Below are 23310 nucleotides of genomic sequence, written 5' to 3'. Positions count from 1 at the left end.
ATCAGATGTGGATAACTCTGGTTAAAAGCTCGTATTAACCCGTAGTTATCCAAAGAACAACTGTTGTATCGTTTTTAGCCTGTGTATAAAGTCGCGATCTGATCCCAGCTTATACGGTCCAGGATCACCGATCATTCACAGCAAACGATCCTTCCTAACTGCATGATCTTATTTGCCGGATCGGACTTATCCACACAAGTACGCGATCCTAATAAGAGATCACAATAGAACAGATCTCTAAATAAAAAGATCTTCTTTTTAATAGCCCAGGATCCCAATGCTTTCTCGAAAGACTAAAGTTGAGTAGAATCCACGGCCCGGGCTTCAATCCATTTTCATACCGCTTTACGCGAGGCAGACCACCATGTTTTATCAGGATCCTTTTGACGTCATCATCATTGGCGGGGGTCACGCAGGCACTGAGGCCGCAATGGCCGCAGCGCGTATGGGTCAACAGACCCTGCTTTTGACACACAATATCGACACGCTGGGACAAATGTCCTGTAATCCGGCGATTGGCGGCATTGGGAAAGGACACCTGGTAAAAGAAGTGGATGCGCTTGGCGGCCTGATGGCGAAAGCGATCGATCATGCAGGCATCCAGTTTAGGATACTAAACGCGAGTAAAGGGCCGGCAGTGCGTGCCACTCGTGCACAGGCAGACCGCGTGCTTTATCGTCAGGCCGTACGTACCGCGCTGGAGAACCAGCCAAACCTGATGATCTTCCAGCAGGCGGTAGAAGATCTTATCGTTGAGAACGATCGCGTCGTGGGTGCTGTGACCCAGATGGGCCTTAAATTCCGCGCCAAAGCGGTGGTACTGACCGTCGGCACCTTCCTGGACGGGAAAATTCATATTGGTCTGGATAACTACAGCGGTGGCCGTGCAGGCGATCCGCCATCCATTCCGCTCTCTCGTCGTCTGCGTGAACTGCCACTGCGCGTAAGCCGCCTGAAGACTGGCACACCGCCACGTATTGATGCGCGCACCATTGATTTCAGCGTGCTTGCGCAACAGCACGGTGATAACCCGATGCCGGTCTTCTCGTTCATGGGCAATGCGGCGCAACATCCGCAGCAGGTACCGTGCTACATCACGCATACCAACGAAAAAACCCATGACGTGATCCGCAATAACCTCGATCGCAGCCCAATGTACGCCGGTGTGATCGAAGGGATCGGTCCGCGTTACTGCCCGTCGATCGAAGACAAAGTGATGCGCTTTGCCGATCGTAACCAGCACCAGATCTTCCTGGAGCCGGAAGGGCTAACCTCAAACGAAATTTATCCGAACGGTATCTCCACCAGCCTGCCGTTCGATGTGCAGATGCAGATTGTTCGCTCAATGCAGGGCATGGAGAATGCGAAAATCGTTCGCCCTGGCTACGCTATTGAGTACGATTTCTTCGACCCGCGTGACCTGAAGCCAACCCTGGAGAGCAAATTCATCCACGGTCTGTTCTTCGCGGGCCAGATTAACGGCACCACCGGTTACGAAGAAGCGGCTGCACAGGGTCTGCTGGCCGGTCTGAACGCTGCCCGTTTCTCTGCCGAAAAAGAGGGCTGGGCCCCGGCGCGTTCTCAGGCCTATCTGGGCGTACTGGTTGACGATCTCTGCACCCTGGGCACCAAAGAACCGTACCGTATGTTTACCTCTCGTGCGGAATATCGCCTGATGCTGCGCGAAGATAACGCCGACCTGCGCCTGACTGAAATGGGCCGCGAGCTGGGTCTGGTCGATGACGAACGCTGGGCACGCTTTAACGAGAAGCTGGAGTGCATTGAACAGGAACGTCAGCGTCTGAAAACCACGTGGGTTAATCCACAGGCGGAAACCGCTGCCGAAGTGAATGCTCACTTAACTGCGCCGCTCTCACGTGAAGCCAGCGGTGAAGATCTGCTGCGTCGTCCGGAAGTGACCTATGAGAATCTGGTGAAACTCACCGCGTTCGCCCCGGGTCTTGAAGATGCCGAAGCCGCTGAACAGGTCGAAATTCAGGTGAAGTACGAAGGCTATATCGCGCGCCAACAGGATGAGATTGAAAAACAGCAGCGTAACGAAAACACGTTGCTGCCGGAAATGCTGGACTACCGTCAGGTTACGGGGCTTTCCAACGAAGTGATCGCTAAGCTGAACGATCATAAACCGGTATCCATCGGCCAGGCATCACGTATCTCTGGCGTTACGCCCGCCGCGATTTCGATTCTGCTGGTGTGGTTGAAGAAACAGGGTATGCTGCGCCGCAGCGCGTAATGCCCAGAACATTGCCCGGTGGCGATGCGCTTACCGGGCCTACTGAACCCGTAGGGCGGGTAAGCGAAGCGCCACCCGCCACCTAAGTTTTCCAACAGGTATTCACCGTGCTCAACAAACTCTCTCGTCTGCTGGATCAGGCAGGTATTTCGCTCACCGATCACCAGAAAAACCAGCTGGTGGCCTATGTCGATATGCTGAACAAATGGAACAAAGCGTACAACCTGACGTCGGTACGCGACCCCAACGAGATGCTGGTACGCCATATTCTCGATAGCATCGTTGTGGCACCGTATCTGAAGGGTGAGCGTTTTATCGACGTTGGCACGGGGCCCGGTCTGCCAGGGGTTCCGCTGTCGATTGTCCGGCCGGAAAGTCATTTCACGCTGCTGGACAGCCTCGGTAAGCGCGTGCGCTTTTTACGACAGGTTCAGCATGAGCTGAAGCTTGAGAACATCACGCCCGTTCAAAGCAGGGTAGAGGCGTTTCCGGCAGAACCGCCGTTTGACGGTGTTATCAGCCGCGCCTTTGCTTCACTCAATGACATGGTGAGCTGGTGTAAACATTTGCCCGCAGAAGAGAAAGGGCGTTTCTATGCGCTGAAAGGGCAACTGCCGGGTGATGAAATTGAACAGCTTCCGGACGGTTTTGCCGTTGAATCCATCGAGAAATTAAACATTCCTCAGCTCGACGGTGAACGTCATCTGGTGATAATTAAGCCAAACAATTTTTAAAAAATTAATAAAAAATGTGGAATTTGTGCTGTTCTGGTGATGTTAAAAAACAGCACAACTCACATGGATTTACCCGTTAGCATTTAACCTCTTTTTTACCATGGTTTTTCTTATGGTTAACGTTGCGCCTATTATTCACCGTGAAGATAGTCAACTATGAAAATATCAGTCTGCTAAAAGTGGAAGACTGTAATCAGAGTGCGATGTTAATTATTTATTAAGAATGTCAATAAAAGGTTTTTATTGTGTACGGGGCTGTTTTGAAAATAGTTGCGATATTTTATCTTTGATTTCAGAAAGATACTCCTGTGCGATTTACGGCTTTGATAAATACAACCTTATCGCAAATGTGTGTTTTGTGATCTCGTGCACGCTTTGTAGTCAACGTTTTCGCGCTGTTTGCAGTTTTGCTCGAAGGTCGATGCTTTCAGCGAAAGTTGAAAAATAGCGGTGGGGAAAAATATTTAAACATTTATTCACCTTTTCGCTACTTAATGTTTGAAATCACGGGTACGCACCGTATAATTTGTCCGCTTTTTGATGCTTGACTCTGAGCCTTAAAGGACGTTTTATACGACACGCGGCATACCTCGAAGGGAGCAGGAGTAAAAACGTGATGTCTGTGTCGCTCTTGAGTAGAAACGTTGCTCGTAAGCTTCTGTTCATTCAGTTTCTGGCTGTGATAGCAAGTGGACTGCTGTTTAGCCTCAAAGACCCCTTCTGGGGCATCTCCGCCGTGTGCGGGGGTTTGGCAGTTGTGCTGCCAAACGTGTTGTTTATGATTTTTGCCTGGCGTCATCAGGCGCATACACCCGCCAAAGGCCGCGTGGCCTGGTCCTTCGCTCTTGGCGAAGTGTGTAAGGTGTTGCTGACCTTTGCTCTACTGGTGATGGCGCTGGCGGTTTTGAAAGTGGTCTTCATGCCGCTGATAGCAACGTGGGTTTTGGTGCTGGTGGTACAAGTTCTGGCTCCAGCTGTAATCAATAACAAAGGGTAAAAGGCATCATGGCTTCAGAAAATATGACGCCGCAGGATTACATAGGTCACCATCTGAATAACCTTCAGCTGGACCTGCGTACATTCTCGCTGGTGGATCCGCATAACCCCCCGGCCACCTTCTGGACGATCAACATCGACTCCATGTTCTTCTCGGTGGTATTGGGTCTTCTGTTCCTGGCCATGTTCCGCAGCGTTGCTAAAAAGGCGACCAGCGGTGTTCCAGGGAAATTCCAGACATTCGTTGAAATGATCATCGGCTTCGTCCATGGCAGCGTGAAAGACATGTACCATGGTAAGAGCAAGCTGATTGCTCCGCTGGCCTTGACCGTGTTCGTTTGGGTCTTCCTGATGAACCTGATGGACCTGCTGCCAATTGACCTGCTGCCGTTCATCGGCGAGCACATCTTCGGCCTGCCTGCGCTGCGTGTTGTACCGTCTGCGGACGTGAACATCACTTTGTCGATGGCGCTGGGCGTGTTTATCCTGATTCTTTTCTACAGCATCAAAATGAAAGGCGTAAGCGGCTTTGTGAAAGAGCTTACCTTGCAGCCGTTCAACCACTGGGCGTTTATTCCGGTCAACCTGATCCTGGAAGGCGTTAGCCTGCTGTCCAAACCTGTTTCACTGGGTCTGCGACTGTTCGGCAACATGTATGCGGGTGAGCTGATTTTCATTCTGATCGCGGGTCTTCTGCCGTGGTGGTCACAGTGGATTCTGAATGTGCCATGGGCCATTTTCCACATCCTGATCATTACGCTGCAAGCCTTTATCTTCATGGTTCTGACGATCGTCTATCTGTCGATGGCGTCTGAAGAGCACTGATTTTTTACCAACACTACTACGTTTTAATTGAAACAAACTGGAGACTGTCATGGAAAACCTGAATATGGATCTGCTGTACATGGCTGCCGCTGTGATGATGGGTCTGGCGGCTATCGGTGCTGCGATCGGTATCGGCATCCTCGGGGGCAAATTCCTGGAAGGCGCAGCGCGTCAACCTGATCTGATTCCTCTGCTGCGTACTCAGTTCTTTATCGTTATGGGTCTGGTGGATGCTATCCCAATGATCGCTGTAGGTCTGGGTCTGTACGTGATGTTTGCTGTCGCGTAGTAGTTGTTTTAAAACCCCAAGCCACAGAAATTTAAGAGGTATTGTGCTGTGAACATGAACGCAACAATCCTCGGCCAGGCCATCGCGTTTATTCTCTTTGTCTGGTTCTGCATGAAGTATGTATGGCCGCCTTTAATGGCTGCCATCGAAAAACGTCAGAAAGAAATTGCTGACGGTCTGGCTTCTGCAGAACGCGCTAAGAAAGATTTGGACCTTGCACAGGCCAACGCGACAGACCAGCTGAAAAAAGCGAAAGCGGAAGCTCAGGTCATCATCGAACAGGCTAACAAACGCCGTTCGCAGATCCTGGATGAAGCCAAAGCTGAAGCAGAACAGGAACGTACTAAGATCGTGACACAGGCTCAGGCTGAAATTGAAGCTGAGCGTAAACGTGCTCGTGAAGAACTGCGTAAGCAGGTTGCGATTCTGGCTGTTGCTGGCGCCGAGAAGATCATCGAACGTTCCGTGGATGAAGCTGCTAACAGCGACATCGTGGACAAACTTGTCGCTGAACTGTAAGGAGGGAGGGGCTGATGTCTGAATTTGTTACGGTAGCTCGCCCCTACGCCAAAGCAGCTTTTGACTTTGCTATCGAACACCAAAATGTCGATCGCTGGCAGAATATGCTGGCGTTTGCCGCTGAGGTGACGAAAAACGAACAAATGGCCGAGTTGCTTTCCGGTGCGTTAGCGCCTGAAACTCTCGCCGCGTCGTTTATCGCCGTGTGCGGAGAGCAACTGGATGCCAACGGCCAGAACCTGATTAAGGTGATGGCAGAAAATGGTCGTCTCCGTGTGCTCCCGGATGTTCTCGAGCAGTTTGAGCACTTACGTGCCCTTAGTGAAGCAACAGCTGAAGTCGAAGTGACTTCAGCGACTGAACTGAGTGATGAACAGCTTGCGAAAATCACCGCCGCGATGGAAAAACGTCTGTCACGCAAAGTTAAGCTGAATTGCAAAATCGATAAGTCTGTAATGGCAGGCGTAATCATCCGCTCGGGTGATATGGTCATTGATGGCAGCGTACGCGGCCGTCTTGAACGCCTTGCAGACGTCTTGCAGTCTTAAGGGGACTGGAGCATGCAACTGAATTCCACCGAAATCAGCGAACTGATCAAGCAGCGCATTGCTCAGTTCAATGTTGTGAGCGAAGCTCACAATGAAGGTACTATTGTTTCTGTAAGTGACGGTGTTATCCGCATCCACGGCCTGGCCGATTGTATGCAGGGTGAGATGATTTCCCTGCCGGGTAACCGTTACGCTATCGCACTGAACCTGGAGCGCGACTCCGTAGGTGCGGTTGTGATGGGTCCATACGCTGACCTCGCCGAAGGCATGAAGGTTAAGTGTACTGGCCGTATTCTGGAAGTGCCGGTTGGCCGTGGCCTGCTGGGCCGCGTTGTTAACACCCTGGGTGCGCCAATCGACGGTAAAGGTCCGGTTGAGCACGATGGCTTCTCTCCAATCGAAGTTATCGCACCAGGCGTTATCGATCGTCAGTCCGTCGATCAGCCTGTTCAGACAGGCTATAAGTCTGTTGACGCCATGATCCCAATCGGTCGTGGTCAGCGTGAACTGATCATCGGTGACCGTCAGACCGGTAAAACCGCGATGGCAATCGACGCCATCATCAACCAGCGTGACTCCGGCATCAAATGTGTGTACGTGGCCATCGGCCAGAAAGCGTCCACCATTTCTAACGTGGTTCGTAAACTGGAAGAGCACGGCGCGCTGTCTAACACCATCGTGGTTGTGGCTACCGCTTCTGAATCTGCTGCACTGCAATACCTGGCGCCATACGCGGGTTGCGCAATGGGCGAATACTTCCGTGACCGCGGTGAAGATGCACTGATCGTATACGATGACCTGTCTAAACAGGCTGTTGCTTATCGTCAGGTTTCCCTGCTGCTCCGTCGTCCACCAGGACGTGAAGCATTCCCGGGCGACGTATTCTACCTCCACTCTCGTCTGCTGGAGCGTGCTTCCCGCGTTAACGCGGAATACGTCGAGAACTTCACCAAAGGTGAAGTGAAGGGTAAAACGGGCTCTCTGACCGCACTGCCGATCATTGAAACCCAGGCGGGTGACGTTTCTGCGTTCGTTCCGACCAACGTAATCTCCATTACCGATGGTCAGATCTTCCTGGAAACCAACCTGTTTAACTCCGGTATTCGTCCGGCGGTTAACCCGGGTATCTCCGTATCCCGTGTTGGTGGTGCTGCTCAGACCAAGATCATCAAGAAACTGTCCGGTGGTATCCGTACCGCGCTGGCACAGTATCGTGAACTGGCTGCGTTCTCTCAGTTCGCATCCGATCTGGACGAAGCAACCCGTAAACAGCTGAGCCACGGTCAGAAAGTGACCGAGCTGCTGAAGCAGAAACAGTACGCACCAATGTCTGTTGCTCAGCAGGGCCTGGTACTGTTCGCGGCTGAACGCGGTTACCTCGAAGATGTGGAACTGGCGAAAATCGGTAGCTTCGAAGCCGCTCTGCTGGCTTACGTCGACCGTGATCACGCTCCGCTGATGCAAGAGATCAACCAGACCGGTGGCTATAACGACGAAATCGAAGGCAAGCTGAAAGCTATCCTCGATTCCTTCAAAGCAACCCAATCCTGGTAATCGTCCGGCGGCTTGTCTCAGGACAAGCCGCCTGGCATTGAGGAGAAGCTCATGGCCGGCGCAAAAGAGATACGTAGTAAGATCGCAAGCGTCCAGAACACGCAAAAGATCACTAAAGCGATGGAGATGGTCGCCGCTTCCAAAATGCGTAAATCGCAGGATCGCATGGCGGCCAGCCGTCCTTATGCAGAGACCATGCGCAAAGTGATTGGTCACCTTGCAAACGGTAATCTGGAATACAAGCACCCTTACCTGGAAGAACGCGACGTTAAGCGCGTGGGCTACCTGGTGGTGTCGACTGACCGTGGTCTGTGTGGCGGCTTGAACATTAACCTGTTCAAAAAACTGCTGGCGGATATGAAAGGCTGGTCCGATAAAGGCGTTCAGTGCGATCTGGCACTGATTGGCTCTAAAGGCGTCTCTTTCTTTAACTCCGTTGGTGGCAACATTGTCGCTCAGGTGACCGGTATGGGTGATAACCCGTCCCTGTCCGAACTGATCGGCCCGGTTAAAGTGATGTTGCAGGCCTATGATGAAGGCCGTCTGGACAGACTGTACGTTGTCAGCAACAAATTTATTAACACCATGTCTCAGGTGCCTACGATCACTCAGATGCTGCCTTTACCGGCATCAGAAGATGACGAGTTGAAGCAGAAAGCCTGGGATTACCTGTATGAACCCGATCCGAAACCGCTGCTGGATACCCTGCTGCGTCGTTACGTTGAATCTCAGGTTTATCAGGGCGTTGTAGAAAACCTGGCCAGCGAGCAGGCCGCACGAATGGTGGCGATGAAAGCCGCGACCGATAATGGCGGCAGCCTGATTAAAGAGCTGCAGTTGGTTTACAACAAAGCTCGTCAGGCCAGCATTACTCAGGAACTCACCGAGATTGTCTCGGGGGCCGCCGCGGTTTAACCAGGTTTACGAATTACGTAGAGGATTCAAGATGGCTACTGGAAAGATTGTCCAGGTAATCGGCGCCGTGGTGGACGTCGAGTTCCCTCAGGACGCCGTACCACGCGTGTACGACGCGCTTGAGGTACAGAATGGTAACGAGAGCCTGGTGCTGGAAGTTCAGCAGCAGCTCGGCGGCGGTATCGTGCGTACCATCGCGATGGGTTCTTCCGACGGTCTGCGTCGTGGTCTGGAAGTGAAAGACCTTGAGCACCCGATCGAAGTGCCTGTAGGTAAAGCAACACTGGGTCGTATCATGAACGTATTGGGTCAGCCAATCGACATGAAAGGCGACATCGGTGAAGAAGAGCGTTGGGCTATCCACCGCGCGGCACCTTCCTACGAAGAGCTGTCAAGCTCTCAGGAACTGCTGGAAACCGGCATCAAAGTTATCGACCTGATGTGTCCGTTTGCGAAGGGCGGTAAAGTTGGTCTGTTCGGTGGTGCGGGTGTAGGTAAAACCGTAAACATGATGGAGCTGATCCGTAACATCGCGATCGAGCACTCCGGTTACTCTGTGTTTGCGGGCGTAGGTGAACGTACTCGTGAGGGTAACGACTTCTACCACGAAATGACCGACTCTAACGTTCTGGACAAAGTATCCCTGGTTTACGGCCAGATGAACGAGCCACCAGGAAACCGTCTGCGCGTTGCGCTGACTGGTCTGACGATGGCTGAGAAGTTCCGTGACGAAGGCCGTGACGTTCTGCTGTTCGTTGATAACATCTATCGTTACACCCTGGCCGGTACTGAAGTATCTGCACTGCTGGGTCGTATGCCTTCAGCGGTAGGTTATCAGCCTACGCTGGCGGAAGAGATGGGTGTTCTTCAGGAACGTATCACCTCTACCAAAACCGGTTCTATCACCTCCGTTCAGGCGGTATACGTACCTGCGGATGACTTGACTGACCCATCACCAGCCACCACCTTTGCGCACTTAGATGCAACCGTGGTACTGAGCCGTCAGATCGCGTCTCTGGGTATCTACCCGGCCGTTGACCCGCTGGACTCCACCAGCCGTCAGCTGGATCCACTGGTTGTGGGTCAGGAACACTACGACACCGCGCGTGGCGTACAGTCCCTGCTGCAGCGTTACCAGGAACTGAAAGACATCATCGCCATCCTGGGTATGGATGAGCTGTCTGAAGAAGACAAACTGGTGGTAGCACGTGCGCGTAAGATCCAGCGCTTCCTGTCCCAGCCGTTCTTCGTTGCGGAAGTATTCACCGGTTCTCCGGGTAAATACGTTTCCCTGAAAGACACCATCCGTGGCTTTAAAGGCATCATGGAAGGCGAATACGATCACCTGCCAGAGCAGGCGTTCTACATGGTTGGTTCCATCGAAGAAGCAGTGGAAAAAGCCAAAAAACTTTAACGCCTTAATCGGAGGGTGATATGGCAATGACTTACCACCTGGATGTCGTCAGCGCAGAGCAACAAATGTTCTCTGGTCTGGTCGAGAAAATCCAGGTAACGGGTAGTGAAGGTGAACTGGGTATTTTCCCGGGTCACGCACCGCTGCTCACCGCCATTAAGCCTGGTATGATCCGCATCGTTAAACAGTTCGGTCATGAAGAGTTTATCTATCTGTCCGGCGGCATTCTTGAAGTGCAGCCAGGCAGTGTGACCGTTCTGGCCGATACCGCTATTCGTGGCCAGGATCTCGACGAAGCACGAGCCCTGGAATCGAAGCGTAAGGCTGAAGAGCACATTAGCAGCTCTCATGGTGACGTGGATTACGCTCAGGCGTCTGCGGAGCTGGCCAAAGCGATCGCGAAACTGCGCGTTATCGAGTTGACCAAAAAAGCGATGTAACACCGGCTTGAAAAGCTCAAAAGCCAGTCTGTATACCAGGCTGGCTTTTTTTTTGTGCCTTAATTCATGATGAAAAAGATGTAGAATTTTAAGCATCAAACGTTTTTACTTCTCACTTAAATTACCGTCAGGATGCGTATGTCAAACAGTGCGATGAGCGTGGTGATCCTTGCCGCTGGCAAAGGTACCCGCATGTATTCCGATCTGCCTAAAGTGCTTCACCGTCTGGCAGGAAAGCCAATGGTGCAGCATGTCATTGATGCAGCGAATGAACTGGGGGCCCGTCAGGTCCATCTGGTTTATGGACACGGTGGCGATCTGCTTAAAAAGGCGCTGAGCGATGACGCGCTCAACTGGGTGCTCCAGGCTGAACAGCTGGGTACTGGCCATGCAATGCAGCAGGCCGCCCCTTTCTTTGCCGATGACGAAGACATCCTGATGCTCTACGGAGACGTCCCGCTGATCTCCGTCGAGACGCTGACTCGCCTGCGTGCAGCCAAACCGCAGGGCGGCATCGGTTTATTAACCGTCGTGCTGGACGACCCAACGGGCTATGGCCGTATCACGCGTGAGAACGGCCACGTAACGGGTATCGTTGAACACAAAGACGCCAGCGATGAACAGCGTCAGATTCAGGAGATCAACACCGGTATCCTGATTGCCAATGGCGCAGATATGAAGCGCTGGCTGTCGAAGCTCAATAACAACAACGCGCAGGGTGAGTACTACATCACCGATATCATTGCGATGGCGTACCACGAAGGGCGTGAAATTGCCGCCGTTCATCCGGCGCGCATCAGTGAAACTGACGGCGTGAATAACCGTCTGCAGCTTTCTCGTCTTGAGCGCATTTATCAGTCTGAGCAGGCCGAAAAGCTGCTGCTGGCCGGCGTAATGCTGCGCGATCCAGCGCGTTTCGATCTGCGGGGGACCTTGTCGCACGGGCGAGATGTTGAGATTGATACTAACGTTATCCTTGAAGGCAACGTTCAGCTTGGCAACCGCGTCAAAATTGGCGCCGGCTGTGTTATCAAAAACAGCGTCATCGGTGACGACTGCGAAATTAGCCCGTACAGCGTGGTTGAAGATGCTCATCTGGACGCGGCGTGTACTATCGGTCCGTTTGCGCGTCTGCGTCCAGGTGCTGAGCTGCTGGAAGGCGCTCACGTAGGCAACTTCGTGGAAATGAAAAAAGCGCGTCTGGGGAAAGGCTCGAAAGCCGGTCATCTGACCTATCTGGGTGACGCAGAAATTGGCGACAACGTGAATATTGGTGCAGGAACCATTACCTGTAACTATGACGGTGCCAACAAGTTCAAAACCATTATCGGCGACGACGTGTTCGTGGGTTCTGACACGCAGCTGGTGGCGCCTGTCACCGTAGGTAACGGCGTGACCATTGCCGCCGGGACGACCGTGACGCGTGACGTGGCGGATAACGAGTTAGTGTTAAGCCGCGTGCCGCAGGTGCACAAGCAGGGCTGGAAACGCCCGGTGAAGAAGAAGTAACAACAAGGCGGGTGGCGCTACGCTTACCCGCCCTACCATTGAGTAGGCCTGATAAGGCGTAGCCGTCATCAGGCAAACCCGGGTGAGGAGATAAATATATATCTCCCCCCACAAGCAGTACCCATAACTATAACCCCACTCTCTACAAGGCTCGGGGTGCCCGGAAAGGGCAAATACAGGTCAGCGACAACGCAGGCATCATGCCTAAATTCGGAATCTAAAATATGTGTGGAATTGTTGGCGCAGTTGCGCAGCGTGATATTGCTGAAATCCTTCTCGAAGGTTTACGTCGTCTGGAATACCGTGGTTACGACTCTGCCGGTCTGGCTGTCGTAGATGCAGAAGGTCATATGACCCGTCTGCGCCGCCTGGGTAAAGTGCAGATGCTGGCCCAGGCTGCGGAAGAACATCCGCTGCACGGCGGGACGGGTATTGCGCACACCCGCTGGGCGACGCACGGTGAACCATCCGAAGGTAACGCTCACCCGCATGTGTCTGAACACATCGTGGTCGTCCATAACGGCATTATCGAAAACCACGAACCCCTGCGCGAAGAACTGAAAGCGCGCGGTTATACCTTTGTCTCTGAAACTGACACCGAAGTGATTGCTCACCTGGTGCACTGGGAGCTGGCACAGGGCGGCACGCTCCGTGAAGCGGTACTGCGCGCTATTCCTCAGCTGCGCGGTGCGTACGGTACGGTAATCATGGATTCCCGCGACCCGTCCACGCTGCTGGCCGCGCGTTCCGGTAGCCCAATGGTTATCGGTCTGGGGATGGGGGAAAACTTCATCGCCTCCGATCAGCTGGCACTTCTGCCGGTGACCCGCCGCTTTATCTTCCTGGAAGAGGGAGATATCGCGGAAGTGACTCGCCGCAGCGTGACCGTCTTCGATACCAAAGGCGAGCAGGTTAAGCGTCAGGAGATCGAATCGAATCTGCAGTACGATGCGGGCGATAAAGGTGCGTACCGTCATTACATGCAGAAAGAGATTTACGAGCAGCCAAACGCGATCAAAAACACCCTAACCGGGCGCATTAGCCACGGCGAGGTGGATCTGAGCGAACTGGGTGCCAATGCCAATGAACTGCTCGGCAAGGTTGAGCATATTCAGATCGTCGCCTGTGGCACCTCCTACAACTCCGGTATGGTCTCTCGCTACTGGTTTGAATCCCTGGCGGGTGTGCCGTGCGACGTGGAAATCGCGTCTGAATTCCGCTATCGCAAATCCGCTGTGCGTCGCAACAGCCTGATGATCACCTTGTCTCAGTCCGGTGAAACGGCAGATACCCTGGCAGCGCTGCGTCTTTCTAAAGAGCTGGGTTACCTGGGCTCTCTGGCCATCTGTAACGTTCCAGGTTCTTCACTGGTGCGCGAGTCCGATCTGGCGCTGATGACCAAAGCGGGCACCGAAATTGGCGTCGCTTCTACTAAAGCGTTTACCACTCAGTTGACGGTTCTGCTGATGCTGGTGGCGAAGCTGGCGCGTCTGAAAGGCGAAGATGCTTCCGTTGAGCACGACATCGTTCACGGGCTGCAGGCGCTGCCGAGCCGTATTGAGCAGATGCTGTCTCAGGACAAACGCATTGAAGCGCTGGCGGAGGATTTCTCTGACAAACATCACGCCCTGTTCCTGGGCCGTGGCGATCAGTATCCGATCGCGCTGGAAGGCGCGCTGAAGCTGAAAGAGATCTCCTACATTCACGCTGAAGCTTATGCGGCAGGCGAGCTGAAACACGGCCCTCTGGCGCTGATTGATGCGGATATGCCGGTCATCGTTGTGGCACCAAACAACGAACTGCTGGAAAAACTGAAATCCAACATCGAAGAAGTGCGCGCCCGCGGCGGTGTCCTGTACGTCTTCGCTGATAAAGATGCCGGTTTTGCCAGCAGCGACAATATGCATATCATCGAAATGCCGCATGTCGAAGAGGTGATTGCACCGATCTTCTACACTGTTCCGCTGCAGCTGTTGGCTTATCACGTGGCGCTGATCAAAGGCACTGACGTTGACCAGCCGCGTAACCTGGCGAAATCGGTCACGGTTGAATAATTTTATATATTGAAGTGAAATAGCCCCATAAATCTATGATTGCGGGGCTATTTTTTGATCGGTAAATATAAATTTACTCTGAAAATATAATTCTGGAATAATAGAGATATATAAATCCTGGTAGAATTAATCCTGTTTTTTTAAATATAATATTACATTAAGACCTCACTTCATCCTGAACTATTCCATATTCGGCAGGCGAGAATAATAGAATAATATTTCTTCTTGTTATTTTTTATTTTAAAGAGTTTAATGCTCTTCGCTTGTATGCCCTGAAGCATTTATCAGGGAAATAGTATTTTGCAATGTATAATTCAGGATGGTGTTGTAATGAAAGGAAATACGTTAAAGAGCATTGTTGTGCTTTCCTCTTTATTTTTCGGTGCGCAGACACATGCGGCCAATGGCAATGGTACTGTCCATTTCACGGGCGAAATTATCGATAGTACCTGTGAGGTGTCTACCGGTACTAAAGACCAGACCGTTGATTTAGGCAAAGTGAATAAATCAACGTTTACCGGCGTGGGGTCAATGGCGTCGGTTCAGGCATTCCAGATCGATCTGCTGAACTGCCCGGATACCTACAAAAAAGCCAGCGCCCGTTTTGACGGCACCGAAGACGGTGACGGGTACCTGAAGCTGTCTTCTGGCGGGGCGAGTGGCGTTGCGATTGCAATTTATAACCGCGCCGATAACAGTCTGCTTAAGCTTTACAATCAGTCTACGCCTGCCACTATTTCCTCCGGCAAGGCGTCGTTACCATTTATGGCTCGCTATATCGCCACGTCTGCAACCGTAACGGCGGGCACTGCCAATGCGGATTCGGAATTTACGATTACATACAGTAATTAATTCCTTCAATCTCTTTCTGTAAAAAAATAATCAGGCCTGGTGAGGTTGGGTTTGTTGCGCCATTTTATCGGAAATTATCCAGGCCTGTTACAGGATATAATATGCGCAGGCGTTTTATAATTTTATTTGTTGCTCTTCTTTTCTCATTCGCTACCGGGACGTCAAGTGCCGGGATTGTTATTGGTGGCACCCGCGTTATCTTCCCTGGAAATAAAGCAGATACCACCCTCTCTGTCTTAAATAAAGATACGGCACTGCCTTACCTTCTTCAGGCATGGGTTGAGCCTTTTAACAATGCGGATAAGCACCAGCCGCCCTTTACGGTTATTCCTCCCGTCTCCCGGCTGGAGCCCGGCCAGGAGCGTGTCCTGCGTATCATTAAAACTCAGGGCGAATTACCGTCTGACAGGGAGTCCGTGTTTTGGCTGAATATTAAAAATATTCCCCCGTCGACAACCGAAGAAAGCAGCAAGCTGGAAATTGCCATCAAAACGCGCATTAAACTCTTCTGGCGTCCGGCGGGTGTTAAGGAAACGCCTGAAACAGCCGCTCTGAAAGTAAAATGGCAACGGCAGGGCAGCATGCTGGTGGTCACCAACCCGACGGCCATTCACGTCAATGTGATCGACGTGGCTATTGATGGCAAGCCGCTCGACCTGGCGATGATAATGCCGTTTGAGACACGTCGGCTGGCGCTGCCTGCTGGCGTGAGCAAAATGCTCATCTGGCACAGTATTAATGATTACGGCGCGATTAGCGACGCTATTCAGCAACCTCTTTAACCGCGGCGGGGTTGCTTGTATTGAAACGTTTTCACTCTTTGATTTTATCCCTGCTGTGGCTGGGAGGAAGCTATCCGCTTCTCGTCAGTGCCACACGACCACTCTTTAACGTGCGTCTGCTGGAGCTTGATCGGCCCATTGAGGTCGATATCAGCCAGTTCAATCGCCCGGATAACCTGCCTGAAGGAGAATATCAGGTTGATATCTATGTGAACGATCGATTCATTGCGCGCAGGGCGGTGCGTTTTTTCCGCCACGATCCGGAGAGTGCGTTGGCGCCTTGTTTTGTGGATGTAAAAAACACGCTGGCGATGTTTGGCCTGAAAGTAAACGCGATTAAAGCGCTGGATACGGTGAATGCTGAAGGTTGTGAACCGGTGCCGGTGCTGCCTGGCGCGAAATGGACGCTGGACAGCGAAAAGCTTGCGCTGAAGGCGTCGATCCCTCAGGTCTATCTGGACGCCACGGCGCGTGACGCCATTTCGCCCTCGCGCTGGGATCAGGGTATTGACGCTTTGATGCTGAACTACGATTTCTCCACGACCCAGACGCTGAAGTCAGACTATGACAGTGACGATCTTTACTACCTGAATTTACGCAGCGGGCTGAATATTGGCGGATGGCGCCTGCGTAACTATAGCGCCTTAAATGCGGTCAACAGCCGCGGTAACGTTCGTTCGCTGAGCACGTACTTACAGCATGATATTGCCAGCCTGCGCAGCCAGGCCATGGCGGGCGATACGTGGACCGCGAGCGATCTCTTCGACAGTTCACAGGTGCGCGGCGTGCGTCTGTACACCGACAGCGACATGCTCCCCGATAGCCAGAACGGTTTTGCGCCGGTGGTGCGCGGCGTGGCGAAAACCAACGCCGTGGTCACCATCCGCCAGAATGGCTACATGATTTATCAGTCGGCCGTGCCGCAGGGGCCGTTTGCGTTGACCGATCTCAACACCACCTCAAGCGGCGGAGATCTGGACGTCTCCATCAAAGAGGAAGACGGCAGCGAGCAGCATTTTGTTCAGCCTTACGCATCTCTGGCAATTTTGCGTCGGGAGGGGCAAACGGATGTGGACATCAGCATTGGTGAGCGTCGTGATAACGATCGGTTTATGCCAGAGGTGATGCAGGCACAGGTATTGCACGGAATGGCGTGGGGAATGACGCTGTATGGTGGCACGCAGCTGGCGGACGATTACCGCGCGTTTGCCGCCGGCATTGGTAAAGATCTCGGCAATATCGGCGCTATTTCGATGGATATCACCCATGCCCAATCGCACTTTACGGACGATGACGAGCAGGGGCAATCCTGGCGTTTTCTGTACTCAAAAACGTTCGACGTCAGCAATACCAGCCTGCGTATTGTAGGTTATCGCTATTCAACGGAAGGGTTTTACACCCTGGGCGAATGGGCATCGCGCACGGGCGATAGCGAGAACTTCTGGCATACGGGCAACCGCCGCAGCCGGGTAGAAGGCACCTGGACCCAACCGTTTTCCGAGGGGTACGGTAATGTCTATCTTACGCTGAGCCGGGAGCAATTCTGGCGTACGGACGATGTGCAGCGCCTGATACAGATAGGCTACAGCAACAGCTGGAAGCAGGTGGTGTGGAACCTGTCGTGGAACTATACCGATACGGTGTCTGACAGCATGGGAGAGTGGCAACAAGAAGATGAAAGCGAGCATCTCGTTATGCTGTCGCTGTCTCTGCCGCTTTCGGCCTGGTTACCCAACAGCTACGTCAACTACAACTACGCCCACAGTAACCATGGCACACCTTCCCACCAGATTGGGTTGAACGGCAATCTGCTCGACGATAACAATCTGAGCTGGAACATACAGCAGTCAGTGTATGAAAACCGCGGCACCTCGGCGGGAAATGCGGGTCTGGTCTGGGATGCGTCCTACGGCTCGCTAAAGACAAATTATGCCTGGAGCGACGAAAGCCAAAGCCTGAACTACGGCGTCAGCGGCGGCGTGTTGATCCACGACGAAGGCATCACCTTCTCGCAGGAGATGGGCGAAACGGTGGCGCTGATCAAAGCGCCTGGTGCGGCAGGGTTATCGGTAGATAACGCCAGCGGCGTTGCCACCGACTGGCGCGGCTACACCGTGAAGACGCAGCTTTCACCCTACGATGAGAACCGTATTGCGCTTCAGAATAAGGATTTTGTTTCAGGCAACGTTGAGCTGGAACGCAGCGTGCAAAACCTGGTGCCTACGCGTGGCGCGGTGGTGAAAGCCGAGTTTGTTACGCACATCGGCTATCGGGTGCTGTTTAGCGTTTCACTGGCGAACGGCAAGCCAGCACCGTTTGGTGCGGTGGGTACCGCTGCGCTTGATGTGGGAAGCGCAACGGGAATTGTCGGTGACAAAGGTGAACTCTATCTCGCCGGCATGCCCGAATCGGGGCAATTTTCGCTGACGCTTAGCAGCGGCAAGGCCTGTCTGGCTGATTATCACATCCATCAGAAACCTGATTCCGGGCTGGTGCAACTGCCTGTCATTTGTCGATAAAGGATAAGAATGAAACCCCAATTCTGGCTTTTTACTCTCTTTTTTGCCGCTTTTTTTTTACATGCGGCGCCTACCGGCTACTGCGTACCAGACAATGGCAAATACCATAACTATTTCACTGTCGCGGAACAATTAACGACGCTTGATAACCTGGTTGGCATGCAGCATATGATCGATATGAATAACTCTACGACCTCATTTAAGGGAACGTGCTACTGCCAGACGGGGAAAAATGAAAGTTACGATCATGCTTACATCACCAGCGTGGTTAATCCAGCCCTGCAGCCCACCACTAGCAGAAACAATATCTCCTATTATTATCTCAATAAGTATCTTGATATCGGTTTGCAAATCTACATTCTTGGCGTTGGCTACACCACCGTTCCCTTCGATCACCTGCCAAATGACATTGGGGGAACGTACCGGTGTCATAATGGCGTCAGTTCGCAAACCACGTTTTACAGCGGCGGGTCGGGCTTTATTTATCTGTATGTCAAAAAACAATTTACCGGCACGATCACCATACCGTCGATGGTCATGGCAAATATCTATGCCACTATCGATCCCCGTACCGTCTCGAGCGAAATCATCTCGGATGTGATTGTGCAGGGATCGGTCACGGTCCCGCAAACCTGCGAGATAGATGAAGGCCAGGCGATAATGATTGATTTCAAGTCTATTCTGGCATCGGAATTCTCAGCTAACCGGGGCCAGGCGGTGTCTTCCCGCAAGATTACCCGGCAGGTCAATATCAAATGTTCAAATATGATGTTTACCGACACGCTGGGGGCATCCTTCCACGCCTCTGCCGCGACAGCCGACAGTACGATGGTAGCTACCGATAATCCTGACGTGGGGATTAAGATTTACGATAAACATAACAGGGAAATTAATGTTAACGGCGGTGAACTTGAGGCGGAAACGACGAAAATGCCCGTGACTCTGGAAGGTGAGACGCTGGGGACGCTCACGTTTTCAAGCGCTCCGGCTAGCGCAACCGGGTCCAGACCCGCGCCCGGTCCGTTCAACGGTACGGCTACCCTGACGATTGAAATCGGACACTAATCCATTAACGGCTGTTTATGACAGCCGTTGTCATATTTCACGGACAAAACGGCGATCTTTAAAATAAAAATGACAAAAAAATGAATGCCTGATGAATTAAGTGCTATATTTTTCATGTGGTTACACCTTCCTTTGTGTTTGTCATAAAACTGTCATATTTCGTACATTTATCTGTCACCTGTTTGTCCTATTTTGCTCATCGTAGCCACTTAAACAATGATTTACGAAATCCTTGCAGGAGACATTATGAAAGTTATGCGTACCACTGTCGCAACTGTTGTCGCCGCGACCTTATCTCTGAGCGCGTTCTCTGTATTTGCAGAAGCAAGCCTGACTGGCGCTGGTGCAACCTTCCCTGCGCCGGTGTATGCCAAATGGGCGGATACCTACCAGAAAGAAACCGGTAATAAGGTTAACTATCAGGGTATCGGCTCCTCCGGTGGCGTAAAACAAATTACCGCTAACACCGTTGATTTCGGTGCATCAGACGCGCCGTTGTCTGACGATAAACTGAATCAGGAAGGCCTGTTCCAGTTCCCGACCGTGATCGGTGGTGTGGTTCTGGCTATCAACCTGCCGGGCGTGAAGTCTGGTGAGCTGGTGCTGGATGGCAAAACCCTGGGCGACATCTACCTGGGTAAAATCAAAAAATGGGATGACGAAGCGATCGCTAAGCTCAACCCAGGCCTGAAGCTGCCTGCTCAGAACATCGCCGTGGTTCGCCGCGCGGATGGTTCTGGTACCTCCTTCGTCTTCACCAGCTACCTGGCAAAAGTGAACGAAGAGTGGAAATCGAAAGTCGGTTCCGGCTCTACCGTTAACTGGCCAACCGGTCTGGGCGGTAAAGGTAACGACGGTATCGCTGCGTTCGTACAGCGTCTGCCTGGCTCAATTGGCTACGTAGAATACGCGTACGCGAAGCAGAACAACCTGTCCTACACCAAACTGGTGTCTGCTGATGGCAAACCAGTAAGCCCGACCGAAGAGAACTTTGCTAACGCTGCAAAAGGCGCTGACTGGAGCAAATCCTTCGCGCAGGATCTGACGAACCAGAAAGGCGAAGGTGCGTGGCCAATCACCTCCACCACCTTCATTCTGGTTCACAAAGAGCAGAAGAAACCTGAGCAGGGCGCTGAAGTGCTGAAGTTCTTCGACTGGGCATACAAAAACGGCGCTAAACAGGCTAACGACCTGGACTACGCCAGCCTGCCAGACAGCGTGGTTGAGCAGATTCGTGCTGCATGGAAAACCAATGTGAAAGACAGCAGCGGTAAGGCATTGTATTAATTTAGCATTCTGACGAAAATGGCGGGTGGCGCTTGCGCTTACCCGCCGATTTCGTAAACGCGTTTAACAGAAGAGTGATTTATGGCTGCAACCAAGCCTGCATTTAACCCTCCGGGTAAAAAAGGTGACATGATTTTCAGCGCGCTGGTCAAACTGGCTGCGCTGATTGTGCTATTGCTGCTGGGCGGCATTATCGTGTCTCTGATTTTCTCCTCCTGGCCGAGCATTCAGAAATTCGGTTTCTCCTTCCTGTGGACCAAAGAGTGGGATGCGCCGAACGACGTTTACGGTGCGCTGGTGCCCATTTACGGCACGCTGGTGACCTCGTTCATCGCTCTGCTGATTGCGGTTCCGGTAAGCTTCGGTATTGCCCTGTTCCTGACGGAGCTGGCGCCAGGCTGGCTGCGTCGTCCGCTGGGCATCGCCATTGAATTGCTAGCGGCCATTCCAAGTATTGTGTACGGCATGTGGGGCCTGTTTATCTTTGCGCCGCTGTTTGCCACATACTTCCAGGAGCCGGTGGGAAATGTTCTTTCTGCCATTCCGTTTGTTGGCGCCCTCTTCTCTGGCCCGGCATTCGGTATTGGTATTCTTGCGGCAGGGGTGATCCTCGCCATCATGATTATTCCGTACATTGCGGCGGTTATGCGCGATGTCTTTGAACAAACGCCGGTGATGATGAAAGAGTCGGCCTACGGCATCGGCTGCACCACCTGGGAAGTCATCTGGCGCATTGTCCTTCCGTTCACCAAAAATGGGGTGATCGGCGGCGTCATGCTGGGATTAGGCCGTGCGTTGGGTGAAACCATGGCGGTCACCTTTATCATCGGTAACACCTACCAGCTCGACAGCGTCTCTCTGTATATGCCGGGTAACAGTATTACCTCTGCACTGGCGAACGAGTTTGCCGAAGCGGAATCCGGGCTGCACGTCGCGGCGCTGATGGAACTGGGTCTGATTCTGTTCGTTATCACCTTCATTGTTCTGGCGATTTCCAAGCTGATGATCCTGCGTCTCGCGAAAAATGAGGGGGCACGCTGATGGCGACTCTCGAAATGCAAAGCACCGCTCAGCTGGCGGAATCCCGCCGCAAAATGCAGGCAAAGCGTCGTTTTAAAAACCGCATTGCGCTGACGCTTTCCATGGCGACGATGGTGTTCGGCCTGTTCTGGCTGATCTGGATCCTGATGTCCACCATCACCCGTGGTATTGATGGCATGTCGCTGGCGCTGTTCACCGAAATGACGCCGCCGCCAAACACGGCGGGTGGTGGTCTGGCGAACGCCCTGGCGGGGAGTGGATTACTGATCCTGTGGGCGACCGTGTTCGGTACGCCGCTGGGCATTATGGCGGGTATCTACCTGGCAGAGTACGGGCGTAAATCCTGGCTGGCTGAGGTGATTCGCTTCATTAACGACATCCTGCTTTCTGCTCCGTCGATTGTCGTGGGTCTGTTTGTTTACACCATCGTGGTTGCGCAAATGGAACACTTCTCCGGCTGGGCGGGTGTGATTGCGCTGGCGCTGCTGCAGGTGCCTATTGTGATTCGTACCACCGAGAACATGCTGAAACTGGTGCCGGACAGCCTGCGTGAAGCGGCTTATGCGCTGGGTACGCCGAAGTGGAAAATGATCTCTGCGATTACGCTGAAAGCGTCGGTCTCCGGGATCATGACCGGGATTCTGCTGGCTATCGCCCGTATTGCCGGTGAAACGGCTCCGCTGCTGTTTACTGCCCTCTCCAACCAGTTCTGGAGCACGGACATGATGCAGCCGATCGCCAACCTGCCGGTGACGATCTTTAAATTTGCGATGAGCCCATTCGCGGAATGGCAGCAGCTGGCCTGGGCCGGGGTGCTGATCATCACCCTTTGCGTACTGTTGCTGAACATTCTGGCGCGCGTCATTTTCGCGAAGAAGAAACACGGTTAATTTTTTACGGCGCGGCAGCTCGCGGCGCCGAATGAGGAAAAGAGTCAATGAGTATGGTTGATACTGCCCCGGGTAAGATTCAGGTTCGTGATTTGAACTTCTACTACGGCAAATTCCATGCCCTGAAGAACATCAACCTGGATATCGCGAAGAACCAGGTCACGGCATTTATCGGTCCGTCTGGCTGTGGTAAATCCACGCTGCTGCGTACCTTTAACAAAATGTATTCGCTCTATCCGGAGCAGCGTGCTGAAGGTGAAATCATCCTGGACGGTGAAAACATTCTGACCCAGGCGCAGGATATCGCCCTGCTGCGCGCCAAAGTGGGGATGGTGTTCCAGAAACCGACGCCGTTCCCGATGTCCATTTATGACAACATCGCCTTTGGCGTTCGTCTGTTTGAAAAGCTTTCCCGTGCCGATATGGACGAGCGCGTGCAGTGGGCGTTGACCAAGGCCGCATTATGGAACGAAACCAAAGATAAACTTCACCAGAGCGGGTACTCTCTGTCCGGTGGTCAGCAGCAGCGTCTGTGCATTGCGCGCGGTATTGCTATTCGCCCGGAAGTGTTGCTGCTTGATGAGCCGTGTTCAGCGCTGGACCCGATCTCAACTGGCCGTATTGAAGAGCTGATCACCGAGCTGAAGCAGGATTACACCGTGGTTATCGTGACCCACAACATGCAGCAGGCTGCGCGTTGCTCCGATCACACCGCGTTTATGTACCTGGGCGAGCTGATCGAGTTCAGCGATACGGACGCGCTGTTCACCAGACCTGCGAAGAAACAAACCGAAGATTACATTACTGGCCGCTACGGTTGATT

21 protein-coding genes are annotated in these 23310 nt (G+C 52.7%); all 21 read left to right on the top strand.

The features are described from left to right. Positions 1 to 364 precede the first annotated feature (364 nt). The 21 genes from mnmG to pstB all read left to right on the top strand — a co-directional run bounded on the left by mnmG (position 365) and on the right by pstB (position 23308). Positions 365 to 2254 (top strand): tRNA uridine-5-carboxymethylaminomethyl(34) synthesis enzyme MnmG, encoded by a 1890-nt coding sequence (gene mnmG, locus ACOTY9_RS18950; RefSeq protein WP_176260961.1) that lies wholly within the window; start codon positions 365 to 367, stop codon positions 2252 to 2254. 107 nt (positions 2255 to 2361) lie between these two features. Then, a complete protein-coding gene (gene rsmG, locus ACOTY9_RS18945; RefSeq protein ID WP_014881881.1) occupies positions 2362 to 2988 on the top strand; it encodes a 16S rRNA (guanine(527)-N(7))-methyltransferase RsmG in 627 nt (208 codons plus the stop codon). Between the two features lie 616 nt (positions 2989 to 3604). Further along, positions 3605 to 3985 carry a F0F1 ATP synthase subunit I gene (gene atpI / locus ACOTY9_RS18940; RefSeq protein ID WP_008500194.1) on the top strand — a complete coding sequence of 127 codons (381 nt, stop codon included), beginning with the start codon at positions 3605 to 3607 and terminating at the stop codon, positions 3983 to 3985. 8 nt (positions 3986 to 3993) lie between these two features. Beyond that, complete coding sequence (gene atpB / locus ACOTY9_RS18935) at positions 3994 to 4809, top strand: F0F1 ATP synthase subunit A (RefSeq protein WP_014881883.1); 816 nt, start codon at positions 3994 to 3996, stop codon at positions 4807 to 4809. Between the two features lie 49 nt (positions 4810 to 4858). Further along, positions 4859 to 5098, top strand: a complete 240-nt coding sequence (atpE, locus tag ACOTY9_RS18930; protein WP_000429386.1) for a F0F1 ATP synthase subunit C — start codon at positions 4859 to 4861, stop codon at positions 5096 to 5098. A 48-nt stretch (positions 5099 to 5146) separates the two neighbouring features. Beyond that, positions 5147 to 5617: a F0F1 ATP synthase subunit B gene (atpF, locus tag ACOTY9_RS18925; protein WP_003862370.1), complete on the top strand. Its 471-nt coding sequence runs from the start codon at positions 5147 to 5149 to the stop codon at positions 5615 to 5617. 14 nt (positions 5618 to 5631) lie between these two features. After that, the gene (gene atpH / locus ACOTY9_RS18920) at positions 5632 to 6165 is read left to right on the top strand and encodes a F0F1 ATP synthase subunit delta (RefSeq protein ID WP_008500192.1); all 534 of its coding nucleotides are present in this window, start codon (positions 5632 to 5634) and stop codon (positions 6163 to 6165) included. A 12-nt stretch (positions 6166 to 6177) separates the two neighbouring features. Beyond that, positions 6178 to 7719 (top strand): F0F1 ATP synthase subunit alpha, encoded by a 1542-nt coding sequence (gene atpA, locus ACOTY9_RS18915; RefSeq protein WP_003862367.1) that lies wholly within the window; start codon positions 6178 to 6180, stop codon positions 7717 to 7719. 51 nt (positions 7720 to 7770) lie between these two features. Then, positions 7771 to 8634 carry a F0F1 ATP synthase subunit gamma gene (gene atpG, locus ACOTY9_RS18910; RefSeq protein ID WP_014881884.1) on the top strand — a complete coding sequence of 288 codons (864 nt, stop codon included), beginning with the start codon at positions 7771 to 7773 and terminating at the stop codon, positions 8632 to 8634. Between the two features lie 31 nt (positions 8635 to 8665). Then, positions 8666 to 10048, top strand: coding sequence for a F0F1 ATP synthase subunit beta (atpD, locus tag ACOTY9_RS18905; RefSeq protein ID WP_003862362.1), 1383 nt, complete (start codon positions 8666 to 8668; stop codon positions 10046 to 10048). Between the two features lie 20 nt (positions 10049 to 10068). Continuing rightward, entirely contained in the window at positions 10069 to 10488 is a 420-nt protein-coding gene (locus ACOTY9_RS18900; protein WP_006177560.1) for a F0F1 ATP synthase subunit epsilon, read from the top strand. Positions 10489 to 10626: 138 nt separating this feature from the next. Then, positions 10627 to 11997 (top strand): bifunctional UDP-N-acetylglucosamine diphosphorylase/glucosamine-1-phosphate N-acetyltransferase GlmU, encoded by a 1371-nt coding sequence (gene glmU, locus ACOTY9_RS18895; RefSeq protein ID WP_045134506.1) that lies wholly within the window; start codon positions 10627 to 10629, stop codon positions 11995 to 11997. 224 nt (positions 11998 to 12221) lie between these two features. Further along, positions 12222 to 14051, top strand: coding sequence for a glutamine--fructose-6-phosphate transaminase (isomerizing) (gene glmS, locus ACOTY9_RS18890; RefSeq protein WP_014881886.1), 1830 nt, complete (start codon positions 12222 to 12224; stop codon positions 14049 to 14051). Positions 14052 to 14381: 330 nt separating this feature from the next. Further along, positions 14382 to 14903 (top strand): fimbrial protein, encoded by a 522-nt coding sequence (locus ACOTY9_RS18885; protein WP_014881887.1) that lies wholly within the window; start codon positions 14382 to 14384, stop codon positions 14901 to 14903. 101 nt (positions 14904 to 15004) lie between these two features. Continuing rightward, entirely contained in the window at positions 15005 to 15685 is a 681-nt protein-coding gene (locus ACOTY9_RS18880) for a fimbria/pilus periplasmic chaperone (RefSeq protein ID WP_348566036.1), read from the top strand. A gap of 41 nt (positions 15686 to 15726) precedes the next feature. Further along, positions 15727 to 18204 carry a fimbria/pilus outer membrane usher protein gene (locus ACOTY9_RS18875; RefSeq protein WP_045134510.1) on the top strand — a complete coding sequence of 826 codons (2478 nt, stop codon included), beginning with the start codon at positions 15727 to 15729 and terminating at the stop codon, positions 18202 to 18204. Between the two features lie 9 nt (positions 18205 to 18213). Beyond that, a complete protein-coding gene (locus ACOTY9_RS18870) occupies positions 18214 to 19269 on the top strand; it encodes a fimbrial protein (protein ID WP_045134503.1) in 1056 nt (351 codons plus the stop codon). Between the two features lie 246 nt (positions 19270 to 19515). Beyond that, positions 19516 to 20556 (top strand): phosphate ABC transporter substrate-binding protein PstS, encoded by a 1041-nt coding sequence (pstS, locus tag ACOTY9_RS18865; RefSeq protein WP_014881891.1) that lies wholly within the window; start codon positions 19516 to 19518, stop codon positions 20554 to 20556. A gap of 81 nt (positions 20557 to 20637) precedes the next feature. Next, positions 20638 to 21597, top strand: coding sequence for a phosphate ABC transporter permease PstC (gene pstC, locus ACOTY9_RS18860; RefSeq protein ID WP_014881892.1), 960 nt, complete (start codon positions 20638 to 20640; stop codon positions 21595 to 21597). Next, complete coding sequence (pstA, locus tag ACOTY9_RS18855) at positions 21597 to 22487, top strand: phosphate ABC transporter permease PstA (protein ID WP_348566034.1); 891 nt, start codon at positions 21597 to 21599, stop codon at positions 22485 to 22487. Before pstC ends, pstA begins: the two co-directional genes overlap by 1 nt. Before the next feature lie 47 nt (positions 22488 to 22534). After that, complete coding sequence (pstB, locus tag ACOTY9_RS18850; RefSeq protein WP_010426574.1) at positions 22535 to 23308, top strand: phosphate ABC transporter ATP-binding protein PstB; 774 nt, start codon at positions 22535 to 22537, stop codon at positions 23306 to 23308. Positions 23309 to 23310: the final 2 nt, after the last annotated feature.

Origin of the sequence: Enterobacter cloacae complex sp. SHL012, from assembly GCF_049237505.1 — a bacterium.
Taxonomy (GTDB): Bacteria; Pseudomonadota; Gammaproteobacteria; order Enterobacterales; family Enterobacteriaceae; genus Enterobacter; species Enterobacter kobei.
Note: the sequence above shows the minus strand (reverse complement) of the source record. Positions and strands in the feature narration are given on the sequence as shown.

Coding starts and splice junctions, on each gene's coding strand:
- mnmG (WP_176260961.1), top strand. CDS start 365: ATGTTTTATCAGGATCCTTTTGACGTCATCATCATTGGCGGGGGTCAC.
- atpI (WP_008500194.1), top strand. CDS start 3,605: ATGTCTGTGTCGCTCTTGAGTAGAAACGTTGCTCGTAAGCTTCTGTTC.
- atpB (WP_014881883.1), top strand. CDS start 3,994: ATGGCTTCAGAAAATATGACGCCGCAGGATTACATAGGTCACCATCTG.
- atpE (WP_000429386.1), top strand. CDS start 4,859: ATGGAAAACCTGAATATGGATCTGCTGTACATGGCTGCCGCTGTGATG.
- atpH (WP_008500192.1), top strand. CDS start 5,632: ATGTCTGAATTTGTTACGGTAGCTCGCCCCTACGCCAAAGCAGCTTTT.
- atpA (WP_003862367.1), top strand. CDS start 6,178: ATGCAACTGAATTCCACCGAAATCAGCGAACTGATCAAGCAGCGCATT.
- atpG (WP_014881884.1), top strand. CDS start 7,771: ATGGCCGGCGCAAAAGAGATACGTAGTAAGATCGCAAGCGTCCAGAAC.
- atpD (WP_003862362.1), top strand. CDS start 8,666: ATGGCTACTGGAAAGATTGTCCAGGTAATCGGCGCCGTGGTGGACGTC.
- ACOTY9_RS18900 (WP_006177560.1), top strand. CDS start 10,069: ATGGCAATGACTTACCACCTGGATGTCGTCAGCGCAGAGCAACAAATG.
- glmU (WP_045134506.1), top strand. CDS start 10,627: ATGTCAAACAGTGCGATGAGCGTGGTGATCCTTGCCGCTGGCAAAGGT.
- glmS (WP_014881886.1), top strand. CDS start 12,222: ATGTGTGGAATTGTTGGCGCAGTTGCGCAGCGTGATATTGCTGAAATC.
- ACOTY9_RS18885 (WP_014881887.1), top strand. CDS start 14,382: ATGAAAGGAAATACGTTAAAGAGCATTGTTGTGCTTTCCTCTTTATTT.
- ACOTY9_RS18880 (WP_348566036.1), top strand. CDS start 15,005: ATGCGCAGGCGTTTTATAATTTTATTTGTTGCTCTTCTTTTCTCATTC.
- ACOTY9_RS18870 (WP_045134503.1), top strand. CDS start 18,214: ATGAAACCCCAATTCTGGCTTTTTACTCTCTTTTTTGCCGCTTTTTTT.
- pstS (WP_014881891.1), top strand. CDS start 19,516: ATGAAAGTTATGCGTACCACTGTCGCAACTGTTGTCGCCGCGACCTTA.
- pstC (WP_014881892.1), top strand. CDS start 20,638: ATGGCTGCAACCAAGCCTGCATTTAACCCTCCGGGTAAAAAAGGTGAC.
- pstA (WP_348566034.1), top strand. CDS start 21,597: ATGGCGACTCTCGAAATGCAAAGCACCGCTCAGCTGGCGGAATCCCGC.
- pstB (WP_010426574.1), top strand. CDS start 22,535: ATGAGTATGGTTGATACTGCCCCGGGTAAGATTCAGGTTCGTGATTTG.